The sequence below is a fragment of the Prochlorococcus marinus XMU1405 genome (assembly GCF_017696275.1).
Classification (GTDB): domain Bacteria; phylum Cyanobacteriota; class Cyanobacteriia; order PCC-6307; family Cyanobiaceae; genus Prochlorococcus_A; species Prochlorococcus_A marinus_AB.
In genome coordinates this window covers 371,354-392,095 of sequence record NZ_JAAORF010000001.1, presented here as the reverse complement: position 1 = coordinate 392,095, position 20,742 = coordinate 371,354, and the positions used below count along the sequence as shown (strand labels likewise).

At 30.7% G+C, this 20,742-nt stretch carries 25 protein-coding genes; 11 read left to right on the top strand and 14 right to left on the bottom strand.

Annotation, left to right across the window (positions count from 1 at the left end):
- Window positions 1-27 precede the first annotated feature (27 nt).
- Both HA148_RS02265 and HA148_RS02260 read left to right on the top strand, forming a co-directional pair.
- Complete coding sequence (locus tag HA148_RS02265; protein ID WP_209129826.1) at window positions 28-1,548, top strand: NAD(P)H-quinone oxidoreductase subunit N; 1,521 nt, start codon at window positions 28-30, stop codon at window positions 1,546-1,548.
- Window positions 1,549-1,564: 16 nt separating this feature from the next.
- Complete coding sequence (locus tag HA148_RS02260; RefSeq protein ID WP_209129824.1) at window positions 1,565-2,251, top strand: ABC transporter ATP-binding protein; 687 nt, start codon at window positions 1,565-1,567, stop codon at window positions 2,249-2,251.
- Window positions 2,252-2,253: 2 nt separating this feature from the next.
- Here the strand turns inward: HA148_RS02260 and HA148_RS02255 are convergent, their stop codons facing one another.
- Window positions 2,254-3,003 carry a biotin--[acetyl-CoA-carboxylase] ligase gene (locus HA148_RS02255; protein ID WP_209129822.1) on the bottom strand — a complete coding sequence of 250 codons (750 nt, stop codon included), beginning with the start codon at window positions 3,001-3,003 and terminating at the stop codon, window positions 2,254-2,256.
- Between the two features lie 75 nt (window positions 3,004-3,078).
- Between HA148_RS02255 and HA148_RS02250 the strand changes: the two genes are divergently transcribed.
- Window positions 3,079-3,564: a DUF721 domain-containing protein gene (locus HA148_RS02250; RefSeq protein WP_245151979.1), complete on the top strand. Its 486-nt coding sequence runs from the start codon at window positions 3,079-3,081 to the stop codon at window positions 3,562-3,564.
- Between the two features lie 5 nt (window positions 3,565-3,569).
- Here HA148_RS02250 and ubiE read toward each other — a convergent pair whose 3' ends face one another.
- Both ubiE and hisF read right to left on the bottom strand, forming a co-directional pair.
- The gene (gene ubiE / locus HA148_RS02245) at window positions 3,570-4,271 is read right to left on the bottom strand and encodes a bifunctional demethylmenaquinone methyltransferase/2-methoxy-6-polyprenyl-1,4-benzoquinol methylase UbiE (protein ID WP_209129820.1); all 702 of its coding nucleotides are present in this window, start codon (window positions 4,269-4,271) and stop codon (window positions 3,570-3,572) included.
- Window positions 4,272-4,317: 46 nt separating this feature from the next.
- A complete protein-coding gene (hisF, locus tag HA148_RS02240; protein WP_209129818.1) occupies window positions 4,318-5,088 on the bottom strand; it encodes an imidazole glycerol phosphate synthase subunit HisF in 771 nt (256 codons plus the stop codon).
- Between the two features lie 59 nt (window positions 5,089-5,147).
- Here hisF and petP point away from each other — a divergent pair, with 59 nt between their 5' ends.
- The 3 genes from petP to HA148_RS02225 are packed head-to-tail and all read left to right on the top strand — an operon-like array spanning window position 5,148 to window position 8,099.
- On the top strand, window positions 5,148-5,372 hold the full coding sequence (gene petP, locus HA148_RS02235; RefSeq protein ID WP_209129816.1) for a cytochrome b6f subunit PetP: 225 nt from the start codon (window positions 5,148-5,150) through the stop codon (window positions 5,370-5,372).
- Between the two features lie 8 nt (window positions 5,373-5,380).
- Complete coding sequence (gene chlG / locus HA148_RS02230) at window positions 5,381-6,328, top strand: chlorophyll synthase ChlG (protein ID WP_011375987.1); 948 nt, start codon at window positions 5,381-5,383, stop codon at window positions 6,326-6,328.
- Between the two features lies 1 nt (window position 6,329).
- Window positions 6,330-8,099 carry a transglycosylase domain-containing protein gene (locus tag HA148_RS02225; RefSeq protein ID WP_209129814.1) on the top strand — a complete coding sequence of 590 codons (1,770 nt, stop codon included), beginning with the start codon at window positions 6,330-6,332 and terminating at the stop codon, window positions 8,097-8,099.
- 9 nt (window positions 8,100-8,108) lie between these two features.
- On the opposite strand, the gene HA148_RS02220 is transcribed toward HA148_RS02225, so the two are convergent.
- From HA148_RS02220 to HA148_RS02190, 7 genes are all read right to left on the bottom strand, one after another.
- Window positions 8,109-9,425 carry a 16S rRNA (cytosine(967)-C(5))-methyltransferase gene (locus HA148_RS02220; RefSeq protein WP_209129812.1) on the bottom strand — a complete coding sequence of 439 codons (1,317 nt, stop codon included), beginning with the start codon at window positions 9,423-9,425 and terminating at the stop codon, window positions 8,109-8,111.
- A 213-nt stretch (window positions 9,426-9,638) separates the two neighbouring features.
- Complete coding sequence (locus HA148_RS02215) at window positions 9,639-9,818, bottom strand: hypothetical protein (protein ID WP_209129810.1); 180 nt, start codon at window positions 9,816-9,818, stop codon at window positions 9,639-9,641.
- A gap of 105 nt (window positions 9,819-9,923) precedes the next feature.
- Window positions 9,924-11,414, bottom strand: coding sequence for a cryptochrome/photolyase family protein (locus HA148_RS02210; RefSeq protein WP_209129808.1), 1,491 nt, complete (start codon window positions 11,412-11,414; stop codon window positions 9,924-9,926).
- Window positions 11,411-11,542: a DUF2256 domain-containing protein gene (locus HA148_RS02205; protein ID WP_071813202.1), complete on the bottom strand. Its 132-nt coding sequence runs from the start codon at window positions 11,540-11,542 to the stop codon at window positions 11,411-11,413. Before HA148_RS02205 ends, HA148_RS02210 begins: the two co-directional genes overlap by 4 nt.
- A gap of 3 nt (window positions 11,543-11,545) precedes the next feature.
- Window positions 11,546-11,782 (bottom strand): TIGR03643 family protein, encoded by a 237-nt coding sequence (locus HA148_RS02200; RefSeq protein ID WP_209129805.1) that lies wholly within the window; start codon window positions 11,780-11,782, stop codon window positions 11,546-11,548.
- Between the two features lie 2 nt (window positions 11,783-11,784).
- Complete coding sequence (locus tag HA148_RS02195) at window positions 11,785-12,177, bottom strand: thiol-disulfide oxidoreductase DCC family protein (protein WP_209129803.1); 393 nt, start codon at window positions 12,175-12,177, stop codon at window positions 11,785-11,787.
- 177 nt (window positions 12,178-12,354) lie between these two features.
- Window positions 12,355-12,558 (bottom strand): hypothetical protein, encoded by a 204-nt coding sequence (locus HA148_RS02190; protein WP_209129801.1) that lies wholly within the window; start codon window positions 12,556-12,558, stop codon window positions 12,355-12,357.
- Window positions 12,559-12,654: 96 nt separating this feature from the next.
- Here HA148_RS02190 and trmH point away from each other — a divergent pair, with 96 nt between their 5' ends.
- Window positions 12,655-13,326, top strand: a complete 672-nt coding sequence (gene trmH, locus HA148_RS02185) for a tRNA (guanosine(18)-2'-O)-methyltransferase TrmH (protein ID WP_209129799.1) — start codon at window positions 12,655-12,657, stop codon at window positions 13,324-13,326.
- Window positions 13,327-13,328: 2 nt separating this feature from the next.
- Here trmH and HA148_RS02180 read toward each other — a convergent pair whose 3' ends face one another.
- The 3 genes from HA148_RS02180 to HA148_RS02170 all read right to left on the bottom strand — a co-directional run bounded on the left by HA148_RS02180 (window position 13,329) and on the right by HA148_RS02170 (window position 17,613).
- Window positions 13,329-14,084, bottom strand: coding sequence for an ABC transporter permease (locus tag HA148_RS02180; RefSeq protein WP_209130234.1), 756 nt, complete (start codon window positions 14,082-14,084; stop codon window positions 13,329-13,331).
- Window positions 14,085-14,252: 168 nt separating this feature from the next.
- On the bottom strand, window positions 14,253-16,061 hold the full coding sequence (lepA, locus tag HA148_RS02175; RefSeq protein WP_011817927.1) for a translation elongation factor 4: 1,809 nt from the start codon (window positions 16,059-16,061) through the stop codon (window positions 14,253-14,255).
- Window positions 16,062-16,116: 55 nt separating this feature from the next.
- Complete coding sequence (locus tag HA148_RS02170; RefSeq protein ID WP_209129797.1) at window positions 16,117-17,613, bottom strand: malate:quinone oxidoreductase; 1,497 nt, start codon at window positions 17,611-17,613, stop codon at window positions 16,117-16,119.
- Window positions 17,614-17,683: 70 nt separating this feature from the next.
- On the opposite strand from HA148_RS02170, the gene HA148_RS02165 reads away from it, so the two are divergent.
- The gene (locus HA148_RS02165) at window positions 17,684-17,929 is read left to right on the top strand and encodes a NifU family protein (protein WP_002805305.1); all 246 of its coding nucleotides are present in this window, start codon (window positions 17,684-17,686) and stop codon (window positions 17,927-17,929) included.
- Between the two features lie 23 nt (window positions 17,930-17,952).
- Here the strand turns inward: HA148_RS02165 and HA148_RS02160 are convergent, their stop codons facing one another.
- Window positions 17,953-18,210, bottom strand: a complete 258-nt coding sequence (locus HA148_RS02160; protein WP_025887572.1) for a hypothetical protein — start codon at window positions 18,208-18,210, stop codon at window positions 17,953-17,955.
- A 253-nt stretch (window positions 18,211-18,463) separates the two neighbouring features.
- Between HA148_RS02160 and HA148_RS02155 the strand changes: the two genes are divergently transcribed.
- The 3 genes from HA148_RS02155 to HA148_RS02145 all read left to right on the top strand — a co-directional run bounded on the left by HA148_RS02155 (window position 18,464) and on the right by HA148_RS02145 (window position 20,721).
- Complete coding sequence (locus HA148_RS02155) at window positions 18,464-18,637, top strand: DUF4278 domain-containing protein (protein WP_071813219.1); 174 nt, start codon at window positions 18,464-18,466, stop codon at window positions 18,635-18,637.
- Window positions 18,638-18,714: 77 nt separating this feature from the next.
- Window positions 18,715-19,509 (top strand): methyltransferase domain-containing protein, encoded by a 795-nt coding sequence (locus HA148_RS02150; protein ID WP_209129795.1) that lies wholly within the window; start codon window positions 18,715-18,717, stop codon window positions 19,507-19,509.
- 36 nt (window positions 19,510-19,545) lie between these two features.
- A complete protein-coding gene (locus HA148_RS02145; protein WP_209129793.1) occupies window positions 19,546-20,721 on the top strand; it encodes an aminotransferase class V-fold PLP-dependent enzyme in 1,176 nt (391 codons plus the stop codon).
- Window positions 20,722-20,742 lie beyond the last annotated feature (21 nt).

Here is a 20,742-nt window from a genome sequence, read left to right as displayed (position 1 = left end):
ACATCTAATTTAATCCAATTTAATAAAGTGCCCAACGAAATCTTTACAATTAATTTAAATGCTCAAGCCATTATTCCAGAGGCTTTTATTTTATTAGGTATTGTTGGAACACTTCTTGTAGATTTAGCTGGAGAAAAAACTGCATCAAAATGGGCACCAATAATTTGCTATTTATCAATTGGGAGTTCTCTTGTTAGTTTGGCATTGCAATGGAGTAATCCGGTAGAAAGCGCATTTCTTGGGTCCTTTAATTCAGATAATTTAGCAATCGCATTTAGAGCAATAATTTCTTTATCAACCTTAGTATCTTTACTTATAAGTTGGCGTTATACAGAACAAAGTGGCAGCCCAATTGGCGAGTTTGCCGCGATAGTTCTTTCGGCCACACTTGGTGCAATGCTTTTGTGTGGATCTACTGACCTTATTAGTGTATTTATTTCGCTGGAAACTTTATCTGTAGCAAGTTACTTACTTTCTGGTTACCTCAAGAGAGATCCGAGAAGTTCAGAAGCGGCTTTAAAATACCTCCTTGTTGGATCAGCGGCTGCTGCTGTCTATTTGTATGGATCCTCTTTTCTTTATGGATTAAGTGGTTCAACAAATTTAGCAACAATAGGTTTAGAAATTATCAATAAGCCATCCTTTATTACATCACTAGCTCTTGTATTTGTTTTATCAACAGTTGCATTTAAAATTGCTGCAGTTCCCTTTCATCAATGGACTCCTGATGTATATGAGGGTTCACCTACACCTGTAGTAGCTTTTTTATCTGTTGGTTCAAAAACAGCAGGCTTTGCATTTGCAATAAGGATATTAAGCACAACTTTCTCTTCTTTTGACGAAGAATGGAAACTTTTATTTACCATTTTGGCCATATTGAGCATGGCTCTAGGAAATGTTGTAGCTCTAGCTCAAACCTCAATGAAAAGGATGCTGGCTTACAGTTCTATTGGTCAAGCAGGATTTGTAATGATTGGAATAGTATCTGGCACACAAGATGGTTTATCAGCAGCTGTTTTATATTTGGCTGCATATTTGTTTATGAATTTGGGTGCATTTTCTTGTGTAATACTTTTCTCACTAAGAACTGGTTCTGACAGAATTCTTGATTACTCAGGACTTTACCAAAAAGATCCTCTCATTACATTAGGCTTAAGCCTTTGTCTTCTATCTCTTGGAGGTCTACCTCCAATGTTAGGATTTTTTGGAAAGATATACTTGTTCTTTGCAGGTTGGGCTAATCATCAATATCTATTAGTAATAGTTGGATTAGTAACTTCAGTTATATCTATTTATTACTACATTTCAGTGATAAAAATGATGGTAGTTAAAGAACCACAGGAAGCTTCTGAAATAGTCAAATCATATCCTGAAATTAATTGGGGAATTGTAGGTTTACCTCCCTTGAGAATTGCACTTTATACTTGTGTCGCAGTAACTGCTCTTGGAGGAATCCTATCCAATCCTCTTTTTAAATTAGCTAATACAGCAGTTTCAGAAACTCCTTTCCTAAAAGATATTATTGCTATAGCAAACAATATTTCCTAGAAGAATTCTTCAATAAATGTCTAAGAAAGTTGCGAGTTTAGAAAATATATCTAAAACATATGGGAAAGAGGATCTAACTGTTAAAGCTTTAGACAGCATAAACTTAGAAATTTATAAAGGAGATTATTTAGCTGTAATGGGAGCTAGTGGTTCAGGCAAAAGTACAGCTATGAATATTATTGGATGTTTAGATAGACCATCTGAAGGTATTTATAAATTAAATGGTATTCCTGTTGAGAATTTATCTGATGATGAGCTCGCAGAAATACGTAACCAAAAATTAGGCTTCGTTTTTCAACAATTTCATCTTCTATCAGACGCAACTGCACTTGAAAACGTAACTTTGCCGATGATTTATGCTGGTATTGATCCTGAAAAAAGATTAGAGCGAGGTAAGAATGCCTTAAAAAAAGTTGGCCTTTCAGAAAGGATGAATAATCGTCCAAACCAATTATCCGGAGGTCAACAACAACGAGTTGCTATCGCAAGGGCTATTATCAATAACCCTGCAATTTTATTAGCAGACGAACCTACTGGAGCACTAGATTCAAAAACCACTGAAGATGTATTAGATCTGTTTGACAAGCTGCATGAATCAGGAATAACTATAGTTTTAGTTACCCATGAAGATGAAGTTGCAAATCGCGCAAAAAAAATAGCTAAATTTAAAGATGGAAGAATAGTTGAATTAAAAGTTAATTAAATTCAAAAACTTCTAATTACCTTAAGTTGAGTTTCATTTTCAATTCTTAAATTCCCATTGGAATCAATATCTTTAATTTTCCATGTGTGAGGACAATATCCACTTGGCAAAAAACTTTTAGTAAGAAACTTATTTGCAGATTTAATCACATATTCTGTCTTCTTATTACATTTAATTGAATCATTAAAAGCTTTAAGAACTTTGGCTGTCCAATAATGTTGATTAATATTCTTAGTTTGAAGTACTTTTGATAATGAAATACCCTCTGATGGAGTGTAATTTAAAACATTCATACCAAGTCCTACTCTTACATAGATAATTTCTTTGCCTCTTGTTATCACCCTTGGTAAAAATCCAATCAACTTTTTTGAACCAAAAAAAATATCATTTGGCCATTTCAAACAAACATTTATATTCTTTTCTCTAAGCATTTCACATAACTTAACACCTAAAGATAAATTAAATATTTGACTTGCAAATTCTTTTGAAAATATTGGGTAAGCGGCACTTAACCAAATGCCGCCATTTGGAGAAACCCAAGTTCTTGAGTTTTGTCCAAACCCTGAGAACTGTTCTCTTGCGATTATCGCTACTGGCTTGTTTCTCTTTAGTTCAGAATATCCAAGCAGGTTTGTTAGCTCATTTTCGGTACTTTTACATTTTATTTTGTAAAGAAGTCTCCAGCTTGGATATTGACTCTGAATTTTTTTTAAATAAAAAACTGTCTTAGCTGCAGATCCAATAACTTTCACAAATTCTTTATTAAAACAACAAGCATCTTTTTGAAGATTAGTTTAACTTTAGTCTTAATAAGTAAATTTTACAAATTGGACAACAAGTATTTGCCAATATTGAATAGAAGGGATCCACTTCCGTTAAAAAGTTGTCTTGATAATTTCAAAAAATCATGGGGAGACTTAGATAAACTTTCTAAAATCAACGAAAACTGGAAGAACTTAATCGGTTTGGAACTATTTCAAGAATGCAAACCATTAAATATTGAAAAAAAAATACTTACTATTGCAGTAAATCATCCACAGTGGCGCCAAGCTTTAATTTATAACAAGCATAAATTAAAAGAGAGAATAGAGAAAATTGGAATAACTTTGAATGAAATAAAAATAATACAAAATTACGAAATTAAAAATAAAAATATTAAAGCTACTAATGCAAAGATAGTCTGGGCAAAGCATCCAAGCAGAATCCATCAAAATAATATGTGCATTTGTACTCTCTGTAATTCCCCAACTCCTGAGGGCGAAATCAAAAGATGGGGTAAGTGTTCTTTTTGTTGGAGAAAAAAAAATAACTAAATTCTTTATTTAGTTAAAATTAGTATTCCCATTTGCCCCCCCAAAATAGTCCTATATTCAGCTTTTTTAAATCCAACTTCCTTAGCAATATTTATGAGCTCATTTTTCTTTGGAAAATTACTAATACTTTTTTCAATATACGCGTACTCTGGACCTAAACTAAAAAGCCGTGAAATTGTTACTACAATTAATCTCAAATAAATTTTCTGAAAAATATTAGATAAAGAATTTCTTGTTGAGTGATTAAAATCAAGAAATCCTGCCCTTCCCTTATCCTTCAAAAGATCAAAAACTTTTTTTATTCCTTCTTCAACATTATTCAAGTTTCTTAGTCCATATGACATGCAAATCCCATCAAAACTTTTTGAATAATCATTAATTTCTAATACATCTTTAATTTCCCACTGAATAAATTTATTTTTCTTAAGCTCTGATTTTTTCTTTGCAATATTTAGGATATTCTCAGCACTGTCAATCCCAGTAATTGAACCCCTTGGACTTACTCTCTCAGAAATTAAGAATGCTAAATCTCCAGTTCCGCAGCATAAATCAGCCCAATCTTCACCATCTAGAGGTTCCAATAAATTAACTAATTTCCTTTTCCATAATCTTTGAAGCCCAAAACTAAATAGATTATTTAAAAAGTCATATTTATAAGAAATTTTATTAAATATATTTTTAACTTCGATAGTTTTTGTGAATTTCATTTTTAAGTTTTAAACTTATTTATTTTTTGGGATTAAATTAAATTTTTTATTCATATGGTCTAATTGGAAGTTTTTTTTCGAGGAGGAAAGTCTTTATTTCTCTTAAAGAAAGTTTCTTATCATGAAGTAATGATGCCAAAAGTGCCGCAGATGCCCTGCCTTCATTGAAAACATCGTAGATATCTTCTAAACAACCTGCTCCTCCAGAAGCAATCACTGGAATGTTAACAATATTGGCAACAGATTCAGTCAGATGTAAATCATATCCATTCTGCGTGCCATCACCATCCATTGAAGTAAGCAAAATTTCTCCTGCGCCTAACTCCTCAACTTTTTTTGCCCAACTTAATACATCTATTCCAGTATTTTCTCTCCCTCCTTTTACATATACCTCCCATTCATCAGTCTTATTAACTTTTCTTTTAGCATCAATTGCTATCACGATACATTGATTACCAAATTCTCTAGAACTTTTAGAAATTAAATCTGGATTTCTAACCGCAGAAGAATTCAAACTCACTTTGTCCGCTCCAGCTCTTAAAAGATCATTTATTGAAGAAACAGAATCTATTCCTCCACCTACTGTAAATGGGATTTTTACTGATTTTGCGGTCCTAGAGACTAGTTCAACTAATGTATTTCTATTTTCTACACTAGCTCTAATATCTAAGAATACTAATTCATCTGCGCCCTCATCAGAATATCTACAAGCCAATTCAACAGGATCGCCTGAGTCTCTCAAGTTAACAAAATTTACACCTTTAACCACTCTGCCATGAGCGACATCTAAACAAGGAATTAAACGAAGAGCTACCATTTTAGTAAAAATTGTCCAAATGCTGTTAATCTTGCATAATAGATTCCATTTTACCTCTTATGGCTGAAACAAAATTATTACCCAAAATCGGTAGTAAAATCAAAATTAACATTAACAAAGTAAAAGATAGACTACCAGATAAATTAATCGATCAAATATCCTCGAATCCTAAAGCAGTAATAACAGGCTATAAAATGACAGACGGCAGAAGTATTGGCATCACGGCGAAATTACAGAATGGTGAGCAAAATTGGTTTTTCCCAGAAGAAATTGAGAAAGGTTAAAGAGTAAAGTGAATGATCCAAAACAATTATTAGGAATTAAGGGTGCCTCTGAAACATCAAGTATATGGAAACTCCGTATACAGTTAATGAAACCCATAACGTGGATCCCTTTGATATGGGGAGTTATTTGTGGAGCAGCTGCAAGTGGGAATTTTGAATGGACATTTAGTAATGTTCTAGCTTCATTAGCATGTATGTTGATGAGTGGACCGCTTCTGGCTGGTTATACACAAACCATAAATGATTTTTTTGATAAAGAAATTGATGCAATTAATGAACCTAATAGACCAATTCCTTCTGGGAAAATTTCAATTAAAGATGTAAAAATACAAATCTGGGTATTACTTATAGCGGGCTTAATAGTTGCTTTTCTATTAGATTTATATGCTAAGCACAGCTTTCCTTCCGTCTTACTTTTGGCATTAGGAGGTTCCTTTGTTAGTTATATATATTCTGCTCCACCACTTAAATTAAAACAGAATGGTTGGCTTGGAAATTATGCATTAGGAGCATCTTATATAGCTTTACCTTGGTGGGCAGGACAAGCCTTGTTTGGTAAATTAACTATCGTGACGGCATTACTAACACTTGCTTATAGCCTTTCAGGACTTGGAATTGCTGTTATTAATGATTTCAAAAGTGTTGAAGGAGACTCAAAGCTAGGCTTAAATTCTCTACCCGTAGTATTTGGAATTAAAAATGCAAGTAGAATTAGTGCAGGACTGATTGACATTTTTCAATTAGCAATGGTTGTAGTATTAGTCATTATTGGTCAACATTTAGCCTCTGTAATTTTGGTTTTATTGGTTATTCCACAAATTACATTTCAAGATATGTGGTTACTAAGAGATCCTCTAAAGTTTGATGTCAAATATCAAGCAAGTGCCCAACCATTCCTTATAACTGGAATGTTAGTTACAGCTTTAGCGATAGGACATAGTTTTTTAGTTGCTTAAGGTGCAAAAGATTAAATTCAAATCTTTTGTTTTAATAATTCCAATATTAATTTTTTCTGGAATATCTTTTTATTTTTTTAGTCTAATATTTAGTACGTTAAAATTTGACGTTTATAAAAATAAAAAGTCTCGGGAAACCAAATATTCTTATGTAATAACATCTGCTGATAATAAGATACTAAGCAAATTAAGCAGCAAATTTGAAATAGATAATAGTTATCATAAAATCCCATTTTTTCTTAAACATTCTTTTATATCTTCTGAGGATAAAAGATTTTATAAACATAATGGAATAGATGTAAAAAGTATTTCACGTGCCCTTATTCAAAATATTAGAAGTGGTTATGTTAAAGAGGGAGGAAGTACGATTACACAACAAGTTGCTAGATTACTTTTTCTAAATAATGATTTAAGTTTTCAAAGAAAAATAAAAGAAATATTTATATCACTCATACTTGAATTTAGATATGACAAAAATCAAATTTTAAAATTATATTTAAATAATATTTATTTAGGATCAGGAGCATACGGGGTAAACGAAGCTGCACAAGTTTATTTTGGAAAATTTATAGAAGAGTTGACATTATCAGAGATCGCATTAATTACAGGATTAGCTCCAGCCCCATCAATTTATTCACCTTATCAAAATTTAGAACTAGCTATTAAAAATAGAAATAAAGTTCTTGAATCAATGTATGTTGATGGTTATATTTCTCTTGCAAATAAGAATAAGGCTATTAAAGAAAAAATAAAATTAAATTATCAAACAGCTGATAATTTTTTAGATGATAAATTACTAATAAACTTTATTCTTCAGGAAACAGATAAAAGAGTTGGAAGTAAAAATGATTATAAGTTTTTAAAAATTAAATCTTCTATCAACAAAGATTGGCAAATCAGAGGACAAAAAATATCAAGATATGCTGGACCTAAAGAACTTGAATTTGCTCTGTTATCTATCGAATCAAACACAGGACTAATCAGAACAATGATAACCAGCAAAAATCCATCAATTAATGAATACAATAGAGTAATATCATCTGTAAGACCTTTAGGATCTACTTTTAAAATAATCCCTTATGCTGCTGCATTAATAGAAGGAATTAAATTAAGTGATAAATTTGAAGACTTACCAATATGCTGGGAAAGTTATTGCCCAAAAAATTTTTCAGAAGACTATAGAGGTTCAATATCTTTGATTGAATCATTTAAAAGTTCATCAAATATCGTTCCAATATCAATAACAAAAAAAATTGGCTTAATAAATATTATTAATTTAGCGAATTCATTTGGACTAGGTTATAAGCAAGAGTTTGAGGAATTCCCATCATTAGCTATTGGCTCCTACGGAGACAATCTTTTAAACATCACAAATGCATATTCTGCAATAAACAATAATGGGAAGATTCAAAGCCCTAAAATCATAGAAAAAATAGAATCATTTAAAAAACAACCTATTTGGGAATACAAATCTATTTCCAAGAAAATACTAGATTTAAAAATAAACAAGAAAATAAATAAACTTCTTGAAAAATCTGTAAAAGAAGGCACTTCGAAAGCAGCCTCTATAAAAGGAAAGAAAATTTATGGGAAAACAGGAACATCTGATGGAAATAAAGATCTCTGGTTTATTGGTTCCATTGATAACCTTACAACAGGGATCTGGATAGGTTACGACGATAACAAGGAATCTGAATTATCTAGTGGCAATGCAGCTTATTTATGGAAAAAGTTCATATCTGAAATTTATAAAATTCGAATTAAAAAATAAATTATATTTTTAAGATTTATAAGAAATTATTGCAGAATAAAATCCATCACCAGGATAATCCAATCTAGGTAAAATTTGCTTTTGGCTAACCAATTTTAAAGTTTTATTTTTTTCAATAAATCGTTCAATTAATAGATTATTTTCATCGGGACAAATAGTACAAGTTGAATAAACTAAAGTGCCATCTTTTTTCAAAAGAGGAAAAACACTCTCCAAAAGTTTTTCCTGTAATAAAGTTAAAGATTTTATTTTTTCTTTACTTAAAGACCATCTAGAATCTGGATTCCTGGAAAGAGTTCCAATGCCTGAGCATGGAGCATCTAATAAAATCTTATCAAAATAAGATATAAACTTAGGATTTAATTCAATCAAACTCGTAGCATCAGCCTGAATGGTATTAACAGATTTCAAATTTAACCTTTCTAAATTTGATTGGAGTATTTTCAATCTTTTTGCTGATCTATCTACGGCAATGATATCAGCACTATCATTTGTTAATTCTGCTAAGTGGGTAGACTTACTTCCTGGAGCTGCACAAGCATCTAAAATCTTTTCACCTTCTTTTGGATTTAATAGAGGTGCTATCCACTGAGACGATCTATCCTGAATTGTCCAAAGTCCATCACTATATCCTGGTAAATTTTTTATTGATCTTGGATTAGATTTTAAAGTAATTCCATTATGTAAATCTTTAATAATTTCAGCATCAATTTTATTTTCATGAAGTACTTTCAAAAAGTTATCTAAATTAGTTTTTAATTGGTTAATTCTCAAATCAATTGATGGTTTTTTATTAAATGCCTTAATGATATTTTCACCCTCGCTATTGCCGACCCATTTATAAAGATCCTTGACAAGCCATAATGGAAATGATTCAAGATATGAAATTCTTTCTTTTCTATCAGAAGATAATTCCGGAAAAATTTTTTGTTCTAATTTTCTTGATGCATTTCTCAATATCGCATTTACGGTTCCCGCTAAACCATTTAAATCTGTTTTTTTGGCTACTTCTACAGTGGTAGAAATAGCAGCAGGAAATGGAATTTTATCCATTTTCAATAGTTGATATAAACCTATATGGAGAAGCCATCTTAACTTTGGAGGCTGCTTTTTATGAGTAATTTTTGATGTATGATCCGTCCAAAGATCAAGAAATTTTCTATACCTTATGCAACCAAAAGATAATTCCGTAATAAAAGCTATATCAAGAGGATTAAATTGATAATTTTTTAAAACCTTTTCAAGAGCATGATCAGAAAAATCACCAGAACTAACTTTTAATAAAATTTCCCAAGCTGCCTTTCTTTGTAAATATCCTATGCTCAAAATATAATTTATTATTAAAGATAACTTTAATATACAAAAAATTCAAAAAATTAAACTACTTTTTTAATTGCAGTATTCAACCAAATAAAACCTAAGATTGAAATAAGTGAAAGATTAAATCCCAAAAAAAGAAAAATATTTAAAGAATGGATTCTTTCCCGAAAAAATAATTTTTTTTCTTCTTGATACTTCATAAGTAAAATAAAAACTTAATCAGGATTTCAAACGGCAACCAATATTGATAGATCCTGCATCAAGCATTCTTCCTAATTTAATTGCTATGGATTCCTCCAACCTTGTGAAATTAGATTGATGGGTAGTTATCCAATCTAATTCAGAAAAAGTGATAATGCCCGTCGAATTACTTTTTAAAAAAAGTGTTCCAATTCCCATTAGATAAATCTAATTTTTCCTAAATTAACATCCGTACTTAATATTTCGTCCTAACATAATATTCTTTTAATTTTTCAAAGACAAGTGTAGTTTATTACTCTTAATTTATTGAATATCTCTTAAAAATTTATCGGCCGTTTTTAAGTGATTATTTAATTTTCCCTCTGACATTTTATCGAGATTTCTCGTTAACATTGCCAGACGATATTGCTTTCTAAAAAAGCTTTCATTATCTTTAATAAATTTCCAAAATAAGCCATCCCATATTTCACACCATGGACCATTTTTAAAATTAGACATTTTTTTTACATAATTAGAGCTTGATATATATGGCTTTGTTGAAAAGATACCTCCATCACTAAACTGACTCATTCCGTAAACATTTGGGACCATAACCCAATCATACGAATCAATAAACATTTCCATAAACCATTTATAAACTTGGTTGGGGTGAATTCTACATAGAAGCATAAAGTTGCCAACAATCATTAGCCGCTCAATATGATGACAATAACCAAATTTAATAATATTTTTTATAACAACGTCAACTGGTTCAATTCCTGTATTTCCTTGATAAAAAGATTTTGGGATTGGCTTATCTTCAAAATTCCAAAAATTACTATTTCGCATTTTTGTTCCATACTTTTTATAGACTAGGCAAATAAATTCTCTCCATCCAATAATTTGACGAATAAATCCCTCTAAAGAGTTAATAGGAACATTATTATTTTTTGCAAAAAGTAATGCTTTATTTACTACTACATCTGGGGTTAATAAGCCGCTATTTAAAAGAGGAGAAAGTAAACTATGCCATAAAAAAGAATTTTCTTTAGAAATAGCATCCTCATAATCTCCAAATAAGAAAAATCTATGTTTAAAAAAATCATTTAACCATTCATCTGCCTCTTCAAAATTAGTTGGATATAAAAAGTTATTACTTTCTCCAATAAACTCAATATCAAAATTGGCTAATGATCTTTCTGCATTAACTACAAATTTATTTTTTTGTAATTTAGGTGTATCAGGTATATTTATTTTTTTTGGTAATTTTTTTCTGTTCATTTCATCGAAACTCCATTTACCACCTTCAGGTGTATCATCAGGATTAACTAATATCTTTTGGCTCTTTCTTTGATTCTCATAAAATCTCCCCATAAGAGGTTTTTTTGCATTTGATGCAAATAACTCTTTTATATCTTCACTGCTCATAAACATAGGAGAAGGCAAAATATTTAAAGCTAAATTATTACTTTCAACAAAATTATTAATCCTCTTCATTATTAAAAAATCATGAGGTTCAATGAGATTTATTTCCTGATATTTATTTTTAATAAATTCCGATAAGTAATCAACTGTAGAAACATTATTCTTGTTTTCGATATATAAAACTTTAAAGCCAGATATTTCTAAATAATTTTTATAAGCGAGCATAGATGCTCTATGAAAAACTAACTTATTTTTATGGTTAATTAACTTATGAAATTTATCATTTCCAAAAAATAATGAGTCTTCCAAAAGCAAAACTTCACAATTTATTTTTAAGATTGGGCTTTTTCTAAAAAGTTGATTCGGGAAAATAATTGATACTTGTTTCATCTTTGCGACTTCCTGTTACTGCATCTTTTTGAACAGTAGATAACATCATCCCAACAGTTTTTCCATTTTTTACGCCACTCAAACGGCCTATTGCAAACAGGACAAGTTTTAGTAGAAAGATTTTTCAAAATTTATAATTTTCTTTTATGAGTAGATTTAAATCTAGTTGAATCTTTAAGGGACATATGTTTTGTATTTCTTCCCGAAACTCTCTTTCTCCAGACTTTGAAAGATTTGGGTTTAAGATTTTGACGCATAATTTTTATCGCATCTTCCTCTTTTAAACCAAATTGATACTCGATAGCTTCAAAGGGTGTTCTATCTTCCCAACACATTTCTATTATTCTGTCTATATCGATACTTTCCATATTTATTGTTCACATCGTGAGGTACAAAGTTCTTCAATATCGGATCTACCTGTAATTTGAAGTCTATATTTTGCCCAATATCTGTAAACCAATCTCAATAATGGAGATAAGAGCTTAATCTTCAAGGGATAATAAACCCAACCTAAACCAACTAATTCATAAGAATATGCAAGTACATCTAGTCCCCTAATAATTTCACCATTTTCAATAATCCCATGCAGGTTTGACATAGCTTCTGAATATGAGATGTCATTATAAAGACTTTGATCATAATCCTTACTATTAATGTCTATGAATGCAATTTGATTTAAGGTATCTCTTTTTTTAAGAAAATTTGTTTCTCTCAAACAAAGTGGACAACCACCATCGAATAAAAAGGTTAATTTATTTTTCATATTTTTATTCAAATATAGAAATTAAATAACTTTTTTGTGGAATAAAAAATTTTTTTTTGAGTACAAGCTTTATGAAGCCTTAATAATTGCCAGTTCTAATTTATAGAAAATATATTATCTTATTAATTAATAAGCCATTGATTAAGGGATACATCAATGGTTTAAAACTATTTATGATTAGTCATCTAGAAGATGAACTCCCTCTCCTATGTCAGGAGTAAATTTGCAATATTTTTCAAAAATAATTCCAACACCTCTCATTTTTTCTCCTAATTCATCGTTAAATTTATTCCATTCTTCAGATTCACGATCAGGTAAATCCCACCCTTGTTTTTCTACCATACTTGTTATTACCGTATAGTCCCATTCTATGTATGCCATTGAGTTAATTTAAACTACCAAAATATTATAAACCAAGAGATTTAATAGGTAATCAATATTTTTTGAATATAATTTAAAAGTGTGAAAAAATTATAAATGTCAATTTTGCCAAGAAGATTTGAACGAATCAAAAGTGTTTTAGATTGCAGAATGAAAAACTTGACTGTTTTAGTTGAGGATGTCAATAAACCACATAATTTATCTGCGATATTAAGGACATGTGATGCAGCAGGTGTTTTCGAAGCAAATTTTATTAGCAAAACGAATGCCGTTAAGACTTTTAATAGTACTGCTCAAGGAAGTCAAAAATGGGTAAAACTAAATAATCATGAAAACACTATTTCAGCAATATCTGATTTAAAGAATAAGGGTTTTAAATTATATGGAACGACTCTTAATAATGAATCAGTAGATTATAGAAATTTTGATTATTCTCAAAATACATGTTTTGTTTTAGGAGCCGAAAAATGGGGACTAAGTAATGAACTTATATCAATGGTTGATCAATCAATTTTTATACCTATGAGAGGTATGGTTCAATCCCTTAATGTTTCAGTTGCTGCTTCCATATTATTATTTGAAGCTATTCGCCAAAGAAAAAATAAAGGTATATTGCCCGCTAATGGAGAAGGTTTAAATATGGATGAATATCAAAAAACACTTTTTGAATGGTGTTACCCAGAATTAGCTGCGATGTACAAAAAATCAGCTAAAGAATATCCAAAGTTGAATAATCAAGGAGAACTTTATCCTATTAAAGATAACTAAATTTATTCAGAATTTTGACTATCAAAAATTTCTTCAAGATCCTCTCCTATAAAAGAAAGACCTAAAACTAAAAAAAACATTGCCAAACCTGGGAACAAAGCCGTCCACCATATACCTGTAGGTAAAGCGGCAAGAGCAAGATTTAAATCACTTCCCCACTCTGGGACATCTGCAGGAACACCAAGGCCTAAAAATCCTAAACTTCCTAATACCAAAACTGCATCCGCAGCATTTAGGGTAATCAGAATAGGCAAAGGTGTTATTACATTTGGGAGAATATATTTAAAAATAATTGTTTTAACATCAGCTCCTGTAACTTGAGCTGCCTCCACATAAGTTTCGGATTTAACCAATATTGTCTGATTTCTGATTAATCTAAAATATTGAGGAGAGTAAACAATACACAATGCCAAAGCAGCGTTAAGGATGCCCTTACCCAATACAAAAGCCACAACAACTGAAAGCAAAATTACAGGTATTGAAAAAATAGTATCCATTATTAGTGATAAGCATTTATCAAAAAAACCACCAAAATATCCACTTAATAATCCCAATGGCAAACCCAAACTTAATGAAAAAAGAATAGCTAAGAATACAACTTCTATCGCTAATGATGATCCTTGCAAAGTTCTTAAGCAAACATCTCTTCCTAATCTATCTGTGCCACAAAAATGATTAAGAGAAGGAGGGGCAAAGATATCATTGCTTAACGTTGAAAATGAATAGCCAAAAAAATTATTGGCATCTAAAAATTTCATTATTAAAACAACAAGAAGATAAAAAAGTACAATTAAAAATCCAGCTTTTCTGATATTTGCGCCGACACGATTAAATGAGTTAATTTCCAAATTTTTTTTTACAGATATAAATGAAATATACCCAATTCTTTTAATAATAAATAGCTATAAATTTTAAATTAAAAAAAATTACTGATTTAATTTCAGGACTGCCATAAAAGCTTCTTGGGGGACTTCAACCTTACCCATTGCCTTCATCCTCTTTTTACCTTTGGCCTGTTTCTTTAAAAGTTTCTTTTTCCTAGATATATCTCCTCCATAACATTTAGATAAAACATCTTTTCTCAAAGCACTTATACTTTCACTTGCAATAATCCTGCTACCGATTGATGCTTGGATAGGTATTTTAAATTGTTGTTTTGGAATAAGTTCTTTTAATTTCTCAACTAAACTTCTGCCAATTCCATAAGCTTTATCTTTATGAACAATAGAAGTTAAAGGATCTGCTCTTTCTGAATTTATTAGGACATCTAATCTAACAAGGTCATTCTTTCTATAGCCAATCAAATGATATTCCATTGATGCATAACCTTGGGTTCTACTTTTCATTTGATCAAAGAAATCTGTAACAACTTCTGCTAATGGAATTTCATAAATCAAGGTAACTCGATCTGTTGTTATGTATTTCATATCTATAAATACTCCCCTTCTTTCCTGACATAAACCCATTAATGTTCCATTAAATTCATTGGGAGCATAAATTTCCATTTTCACATAAGGCTCTTCTATTGATTCTCTAAGTTGTGGATCAGGAATTGTAGAAGGATTATCAATAAAAATATGTTCCTGCTGATTTAAATTAACTTTATAAATAACTGATGGTGCCGTTACGATTAGATCCAAGTCATATTCTCTTTCTAATCTTTCTTGAACAATCTCCATATGAAGAAGTCCTAGGAATCCGCACCTAAATCCGAAGCCCATTGCGCTACTAGTTTCGGGCTCATATTTTAAAGCTGCATCAGATAATTGTAATTTTTCAAGAGATACTCTTAAATCTGGGAATTGATCGGCATCAGTCGGGAATAAGCCACAAAAAACCATTGGATTTGCAGTCTTATAACCAGGCAAAGGATCATTTGCAGGTGAATTTAAAAGAGTAATCGTATCTCCTACTCTCGCATCAGCAACTGATTTTATAGACGCAGCTAAATAACCAACTTCTCCTGCATGTAATTCATCAACTTGCTGCTGATCAGGGGCCATTATTCCTATCTCATCCAGTTCATAATTTTTTTTACTCGCCATTAATAATATCTTTTCTCTCTTATTAAGAGACCCAGATATCACCCTGAAATAAACAATAACTCCCCTGTACGGATCATAATAAGAATCAAAAATGAGTGCCTTTGTAGGTAGTTTAATTTCATCTTGAGGAGGAGGTACTCTTCTTACGATTGCTTCCAAAATATCTTTAATACCAACTCCAGTTTTTGCTGAACAATTTATTGCATTAGATGTATCAAGTCCAATAATTTCCTCTATTTCTTGTTTTATTTTTTCAGCATCAGCACCTGGTAAATCAACTTTATTTAAGACAGGAATAATTTCAAGATTATTTTCTAAGGCAAGATAAACATTAGCTAAGGTTTGAGCTTCTACGCCTTGACTTGCATCAACAACGAGTAAAGCGCCTTCACAAGCTTGAAGAGATCTACTAACCTCATAAGAGAAATCAACATGCCCTGGAGTATCTATTAAGTTCAAAACATATTCTTGAGAATCGTCAGCTTTATATTTCATCCTAGCGGCCTGTAACTTGATAGTAATTCCTCTCTCTCTTTCAAGATCCATACTGTCCAAAAATTGTTCTTGCATATCCCTTTGCTGCACAGTACCAGTATCTTGGAGCAACCTGTCAGCAAGGGTAGATTTGCCATGGTCAATATGAGCGATTATGCAGAAATTTCTAATTTTTGAAACCGATATATCAGTCATATAGAAAGAAAAACTCTCCTCTTATTACATCTTGATTAATATTAGCTAATTAGAATTATGGATGGAAACCAAAAATGGAATTATTTCTTTTTTTGATGTCTTTTATTAAGCTACTGTTTTTTTCAGAGTCCGATAGTTCTGGATAGATTAAGTCATTTATTTTTTTCTGAAGATTATGCTTGTCGTTTAAAAATAAGACAGATTTTTCTAGAACCTTAACCATAATTGAGACCGCAGTACTTGCTCCGGGAGATGCCCCTAACAAAGCAGATAATGATCCATCAGATGAATTTACAATCTCAGTTCCAAATTTCAAAGAACCACCAGCTTCTGTTTTTTTAATTATTTGAACTCTTTGACCAGCATTCTTTAAATACCAATCAGACGAATTAGCTGATGGCATCATATTCTTTAAATTTTCAACTCTTGAGTTATGGTTCTTTAATGATTGCGATATTAGATAATTAATTAAATCATTGTTCTTGAAACCAACGTCTAACATAGAAAAAATATTATTCTTTTTAATTGAACTAAATAAGTCAAAGTATGAACTTTGCTTTAAAAATTTTGTTGTAAATCCTGCAAAAGGTCCATATAAAAGAAGTTTTTTATTATCAATCCATCTGGTATCTAAATGAGGCACAGACATTGGTGGGGATCCAATATCAGCCTTACCATAAACTTTTGAGTTATGTTTTTCTGTTAGATCTTTTTTCTCGCAAATAAGCCATTTCCCACTAACAGGAAATCCACCATAAATTTTTGCTTCTGGAATTTTTGATTTTTGTAAATAATTAATTGTTTTTCCACCAGCACCAAGAAAAACATAGCCAGTTCTAATTGAAGTTTTTGTACCTTCTGAACTAATTTCTAGTTCCCATTGTTTTTTATCAATTTTCTTTAAATCTACTAATTCTGTTTTGTATCTAATTTCAACATTTTTGTTTAAAGAAACTAATGACAAATACTCTTTAGTTAAAGCCTCAAAATTAATATCAGTTCCTCTACCTATTCTGGTAGCAGCAATATTAGTAGATGAATTTCTATCTTTTGTTATTAGTGGAGCCCATGATGAAATTTCATCAAAAGATGTGGAAAATTCCATATCGATAAATTCAGGATTTTCAGTCATTTTCTGAAATCTTTTTTTTAAAAAAGAAATATTATCCTGACCAGACACAAAACTAATATGAGGAATAAATTTTAGAAACTTTTTAAAATCAATTTTCCCTGCTTCATACAATGAGGCCCATAAAGACATAGATGTTTCAAAAGAACGATTTATTGAGAGCGCTTTATCTATTTTAAGATTTCCTTTTTCATCTAAAGGGGTATAGTTTAATTCGCAATTAGCAGCATGTCCTGTACCTGCATTATTAAAAGCACCAGTACTTTCACTTCCTGGAGCTTTTAATTTTTCTATAATAAGAAACTTTATATCTGGTAAAACTTCTGAAATTAGAAGGGCTAAAGTACTGCTCATTATCCCTGCTCCTACTAAGACTGCATCAAAGTAGCTATTATCATTAGTGGGATTTTTAGATGAAGTCACAACAGAAAATTATCTTTTTTGCAATTAATCAGATTTCTTTCTAGGCTTATTATAAAGTTAATCCAAAATTATGAGTACTGAAACACTCTCGCTGACAAACGAAAATGTAGAAAAGGTCCTTGACGAGTTAAGACCTTTTTTAATTTCTGATGGAGGTAATGTAGAGATTGCAGAAATAGATGGTCCAATTGTAAAAGTCAGACTTCAAGGAGCATGTGGCAGTTGCCCAAGTAGCACTATGACTCTAAAAATGGGTATTGAAAGAAAGTTAAAAGAAATGATTCCTGAAATAAGCGAAGTTGTCCAGGTTTTATAAAAATTTTTTAACTGAAATATATATTATTTAGTTTTTAATTCCTTTAACAAAGATGATTCCATATCAAGGCAATCAATCGGAAGTCCTTGACCAATAGCGATTAAAAGAGGTGCAAGAATTCCTAAAGTAAAAACTAAATTTGATTGGCTTACATCATATTTACTCAAAGTAAAAGTTATCAAATAAACAATTGAAAAATACGCATGTAGTGAAAAGAATTCTTTTGGCTTTAAAACTGGCCACCTTAAAGTATTTCCCAAGAAATATAAAAAACCTGTCATAAATAAATAGTTACATGTGTATTAAACAAATATAAACATAAACCTTTTTAGAGACTATTTATAAAAAAATTTACCTAAGATAATAATTAAAAAAACATTAAATCTTCGTTTCTATTTGTAAAAGCTAGACATGTCTAGGATAATTCGTTTATAATAATTTTGTAGCAATCGCTACTTTTCGTTCACCCTCATTCGAGGGCGCAGTTCGAGTCATACCATGGAACGGGGGATGGCCGTTTTGTCACATCGAAACATGACTACTTTAACTTACAGAGGTAAAAACTACGTTCAAAACAAAGAAGCTGCTAAAAAGCAACTTGTTGAACTTACCTATAGAAGAAACGTATACACCAACAGAATGGATGACGCTTCTTCAAGTAATGAAAAAGCAGAATTAAATTACAGAGGTGTTAATTACACTAAATAATTTAACTAAACAAATTAAAGGCCCCTTTTTCAGGGGCTTTTTTTTTGGCTATATTTATCAAGAGTCCTTTAAAAAATATGTCTGAAAGTTGCTGTAATACAAACACATCGAATAAAGCACCTAATCAATTCGATCATAAAGATGCGATTCAAGAAAGATATGGCTCAGCCGCACAAGAAAAAGAAAGTTGTCTTTGTACACCAGTTGGGTTTAATCCCGTTTTACTTGAAGCAATTCCTCAAGAGGTAATAGAAAGAGACTATGGGTGTGGTGATCCAACAAAATATGTTCAAAAAAATGATATAGTCTTAGACCTTGGAAGTGGTAGCGGCAAAAATGCTTTCATTTGTGCCCAAATTGTTGGGAAAGAAGGGAAAGTTATTGGAGTTGATCAGAATCCTGACATGCTTTCTTTATCAAGATCAGCCTCTAAAGAAGTTACAAAAAATATAGGTTTCAACAATACAGAATTTCTAGAAGGTTCAATTGAAAAACTTGATGTACTAGATAAAGATTTAAATCCATTAATCGCAGATAAATCAGTTGATATTATTTTAAGTAATTGCGTTTTAAACTTGGTAAGTCCAGAATCTAGAAATAACCTTTTAAATAACATAAAAAGAGTTTTAAACGATAATGGAAGAATTGCAATTAGCGATATCGTCTCTAACAAAAAAGTTCCTTTAAGATTGCAAAATGATCATGATTTATGGACAGGATGTATTAGTGGAGCATGGTACGAGCCAGAGTTTATAAGTGATTTTAAAGAACTAGGATTTAAAAATTTAAAATTTGCAGAAAGGAGTACTAAACCTTGGAAAGTAATTGAGGATATTGAATTTAGAACAGTAACTTTAGTGGGCAATATTTAAAAAAATTCAAGAGTTGAAAATATAATATAAATTTCCATGAGAAATAATCTAAGAGATCAAATACCCGCATTAAAAAATAAGTATTATTTCAACTATGGCGGTCAAGGACCATTACCAAAATCTTCTCTAGAAGCAATAGTTAAAACTTGGGAAATTATCCAAGATTTAGGACCATTTACCAATGATATGTGGCCTTTTATTTACAAAGAAATATTGACCACAAAAAGAATCATTGCGCAAAAATTAGGTGTCAATTCAAAGAATGTAGCTTTTACCGAAAATATCTCTTCCGGTATGATTTTGCCCTTTTGGGGAATAAAAGTAGAAGAGGGAGAAGAGTTGTTAATAAGTGACTGTGAACATCCTGGAGTAGTGGCTGCAAGTCGAGAATTTTGCAGAAGAAATAAATTAATATTCAAAATTTTGCCAATCCAAAAAATTAAAAATCTAAACGACGAAAATATAATTTTAGAGATTTTGAAAAATCTAAATAGTAAGACTAAGATCCTAATTATTTCTCATATCTTATGGAACTTTGGATATAAAATTCCTTTAAAACAAATTTCTATCGAATTAAAAAATAATCGAGAAGATTCTTATTTACTTGTTGATGGTGCTCAAACCTTTGGGCACATAAATATTGAAAAAGAAGTTTTTTATTCTGATTTATATTCAATAACTTCTCATAAATGGGCCTGTGGCCCAGAAGGGCTTGGAGCCATTTATGTCTCAGATAGATTTATTCATGAAACAGATCCAACAATAATTGGTTGGAAATCATTAAAAAAAGAACAAGGCATTTACGAGCCTTCAGATAATCTTTTTCATGATGATGCAAGGAAATTTGAAATAGCTACCTCTTGTATTCCTTTACTTGCTGGGCTCCGGAATTCTTTAGATCTTTTGGATAAAGACTGCCATGAAAAAGAAAAAAACAAAAATATCAAAAAATTAAGTGGGAAACTTTGGGATGAATTAAATCAATTAAAGGGTGTTGAATTAGTTTTAGAAAAAAAATATTTAAATGGGATTGTTAGTTTTAATATCGAAAATATTAAAGATAAGGATAAATTTGTAAAGAAACTTGGAGAAGAGAAAATTTGGATTAGAGTTTTAGAAGATCCAAAATGGTTTAGAGCATGCGTACATCAAATGACTACAGAAGCTGAGGTTGATTTACTTGCTAGAGAAATAAAAAAAATATTGACTTAAAGATCTATTGATATAAAAAAA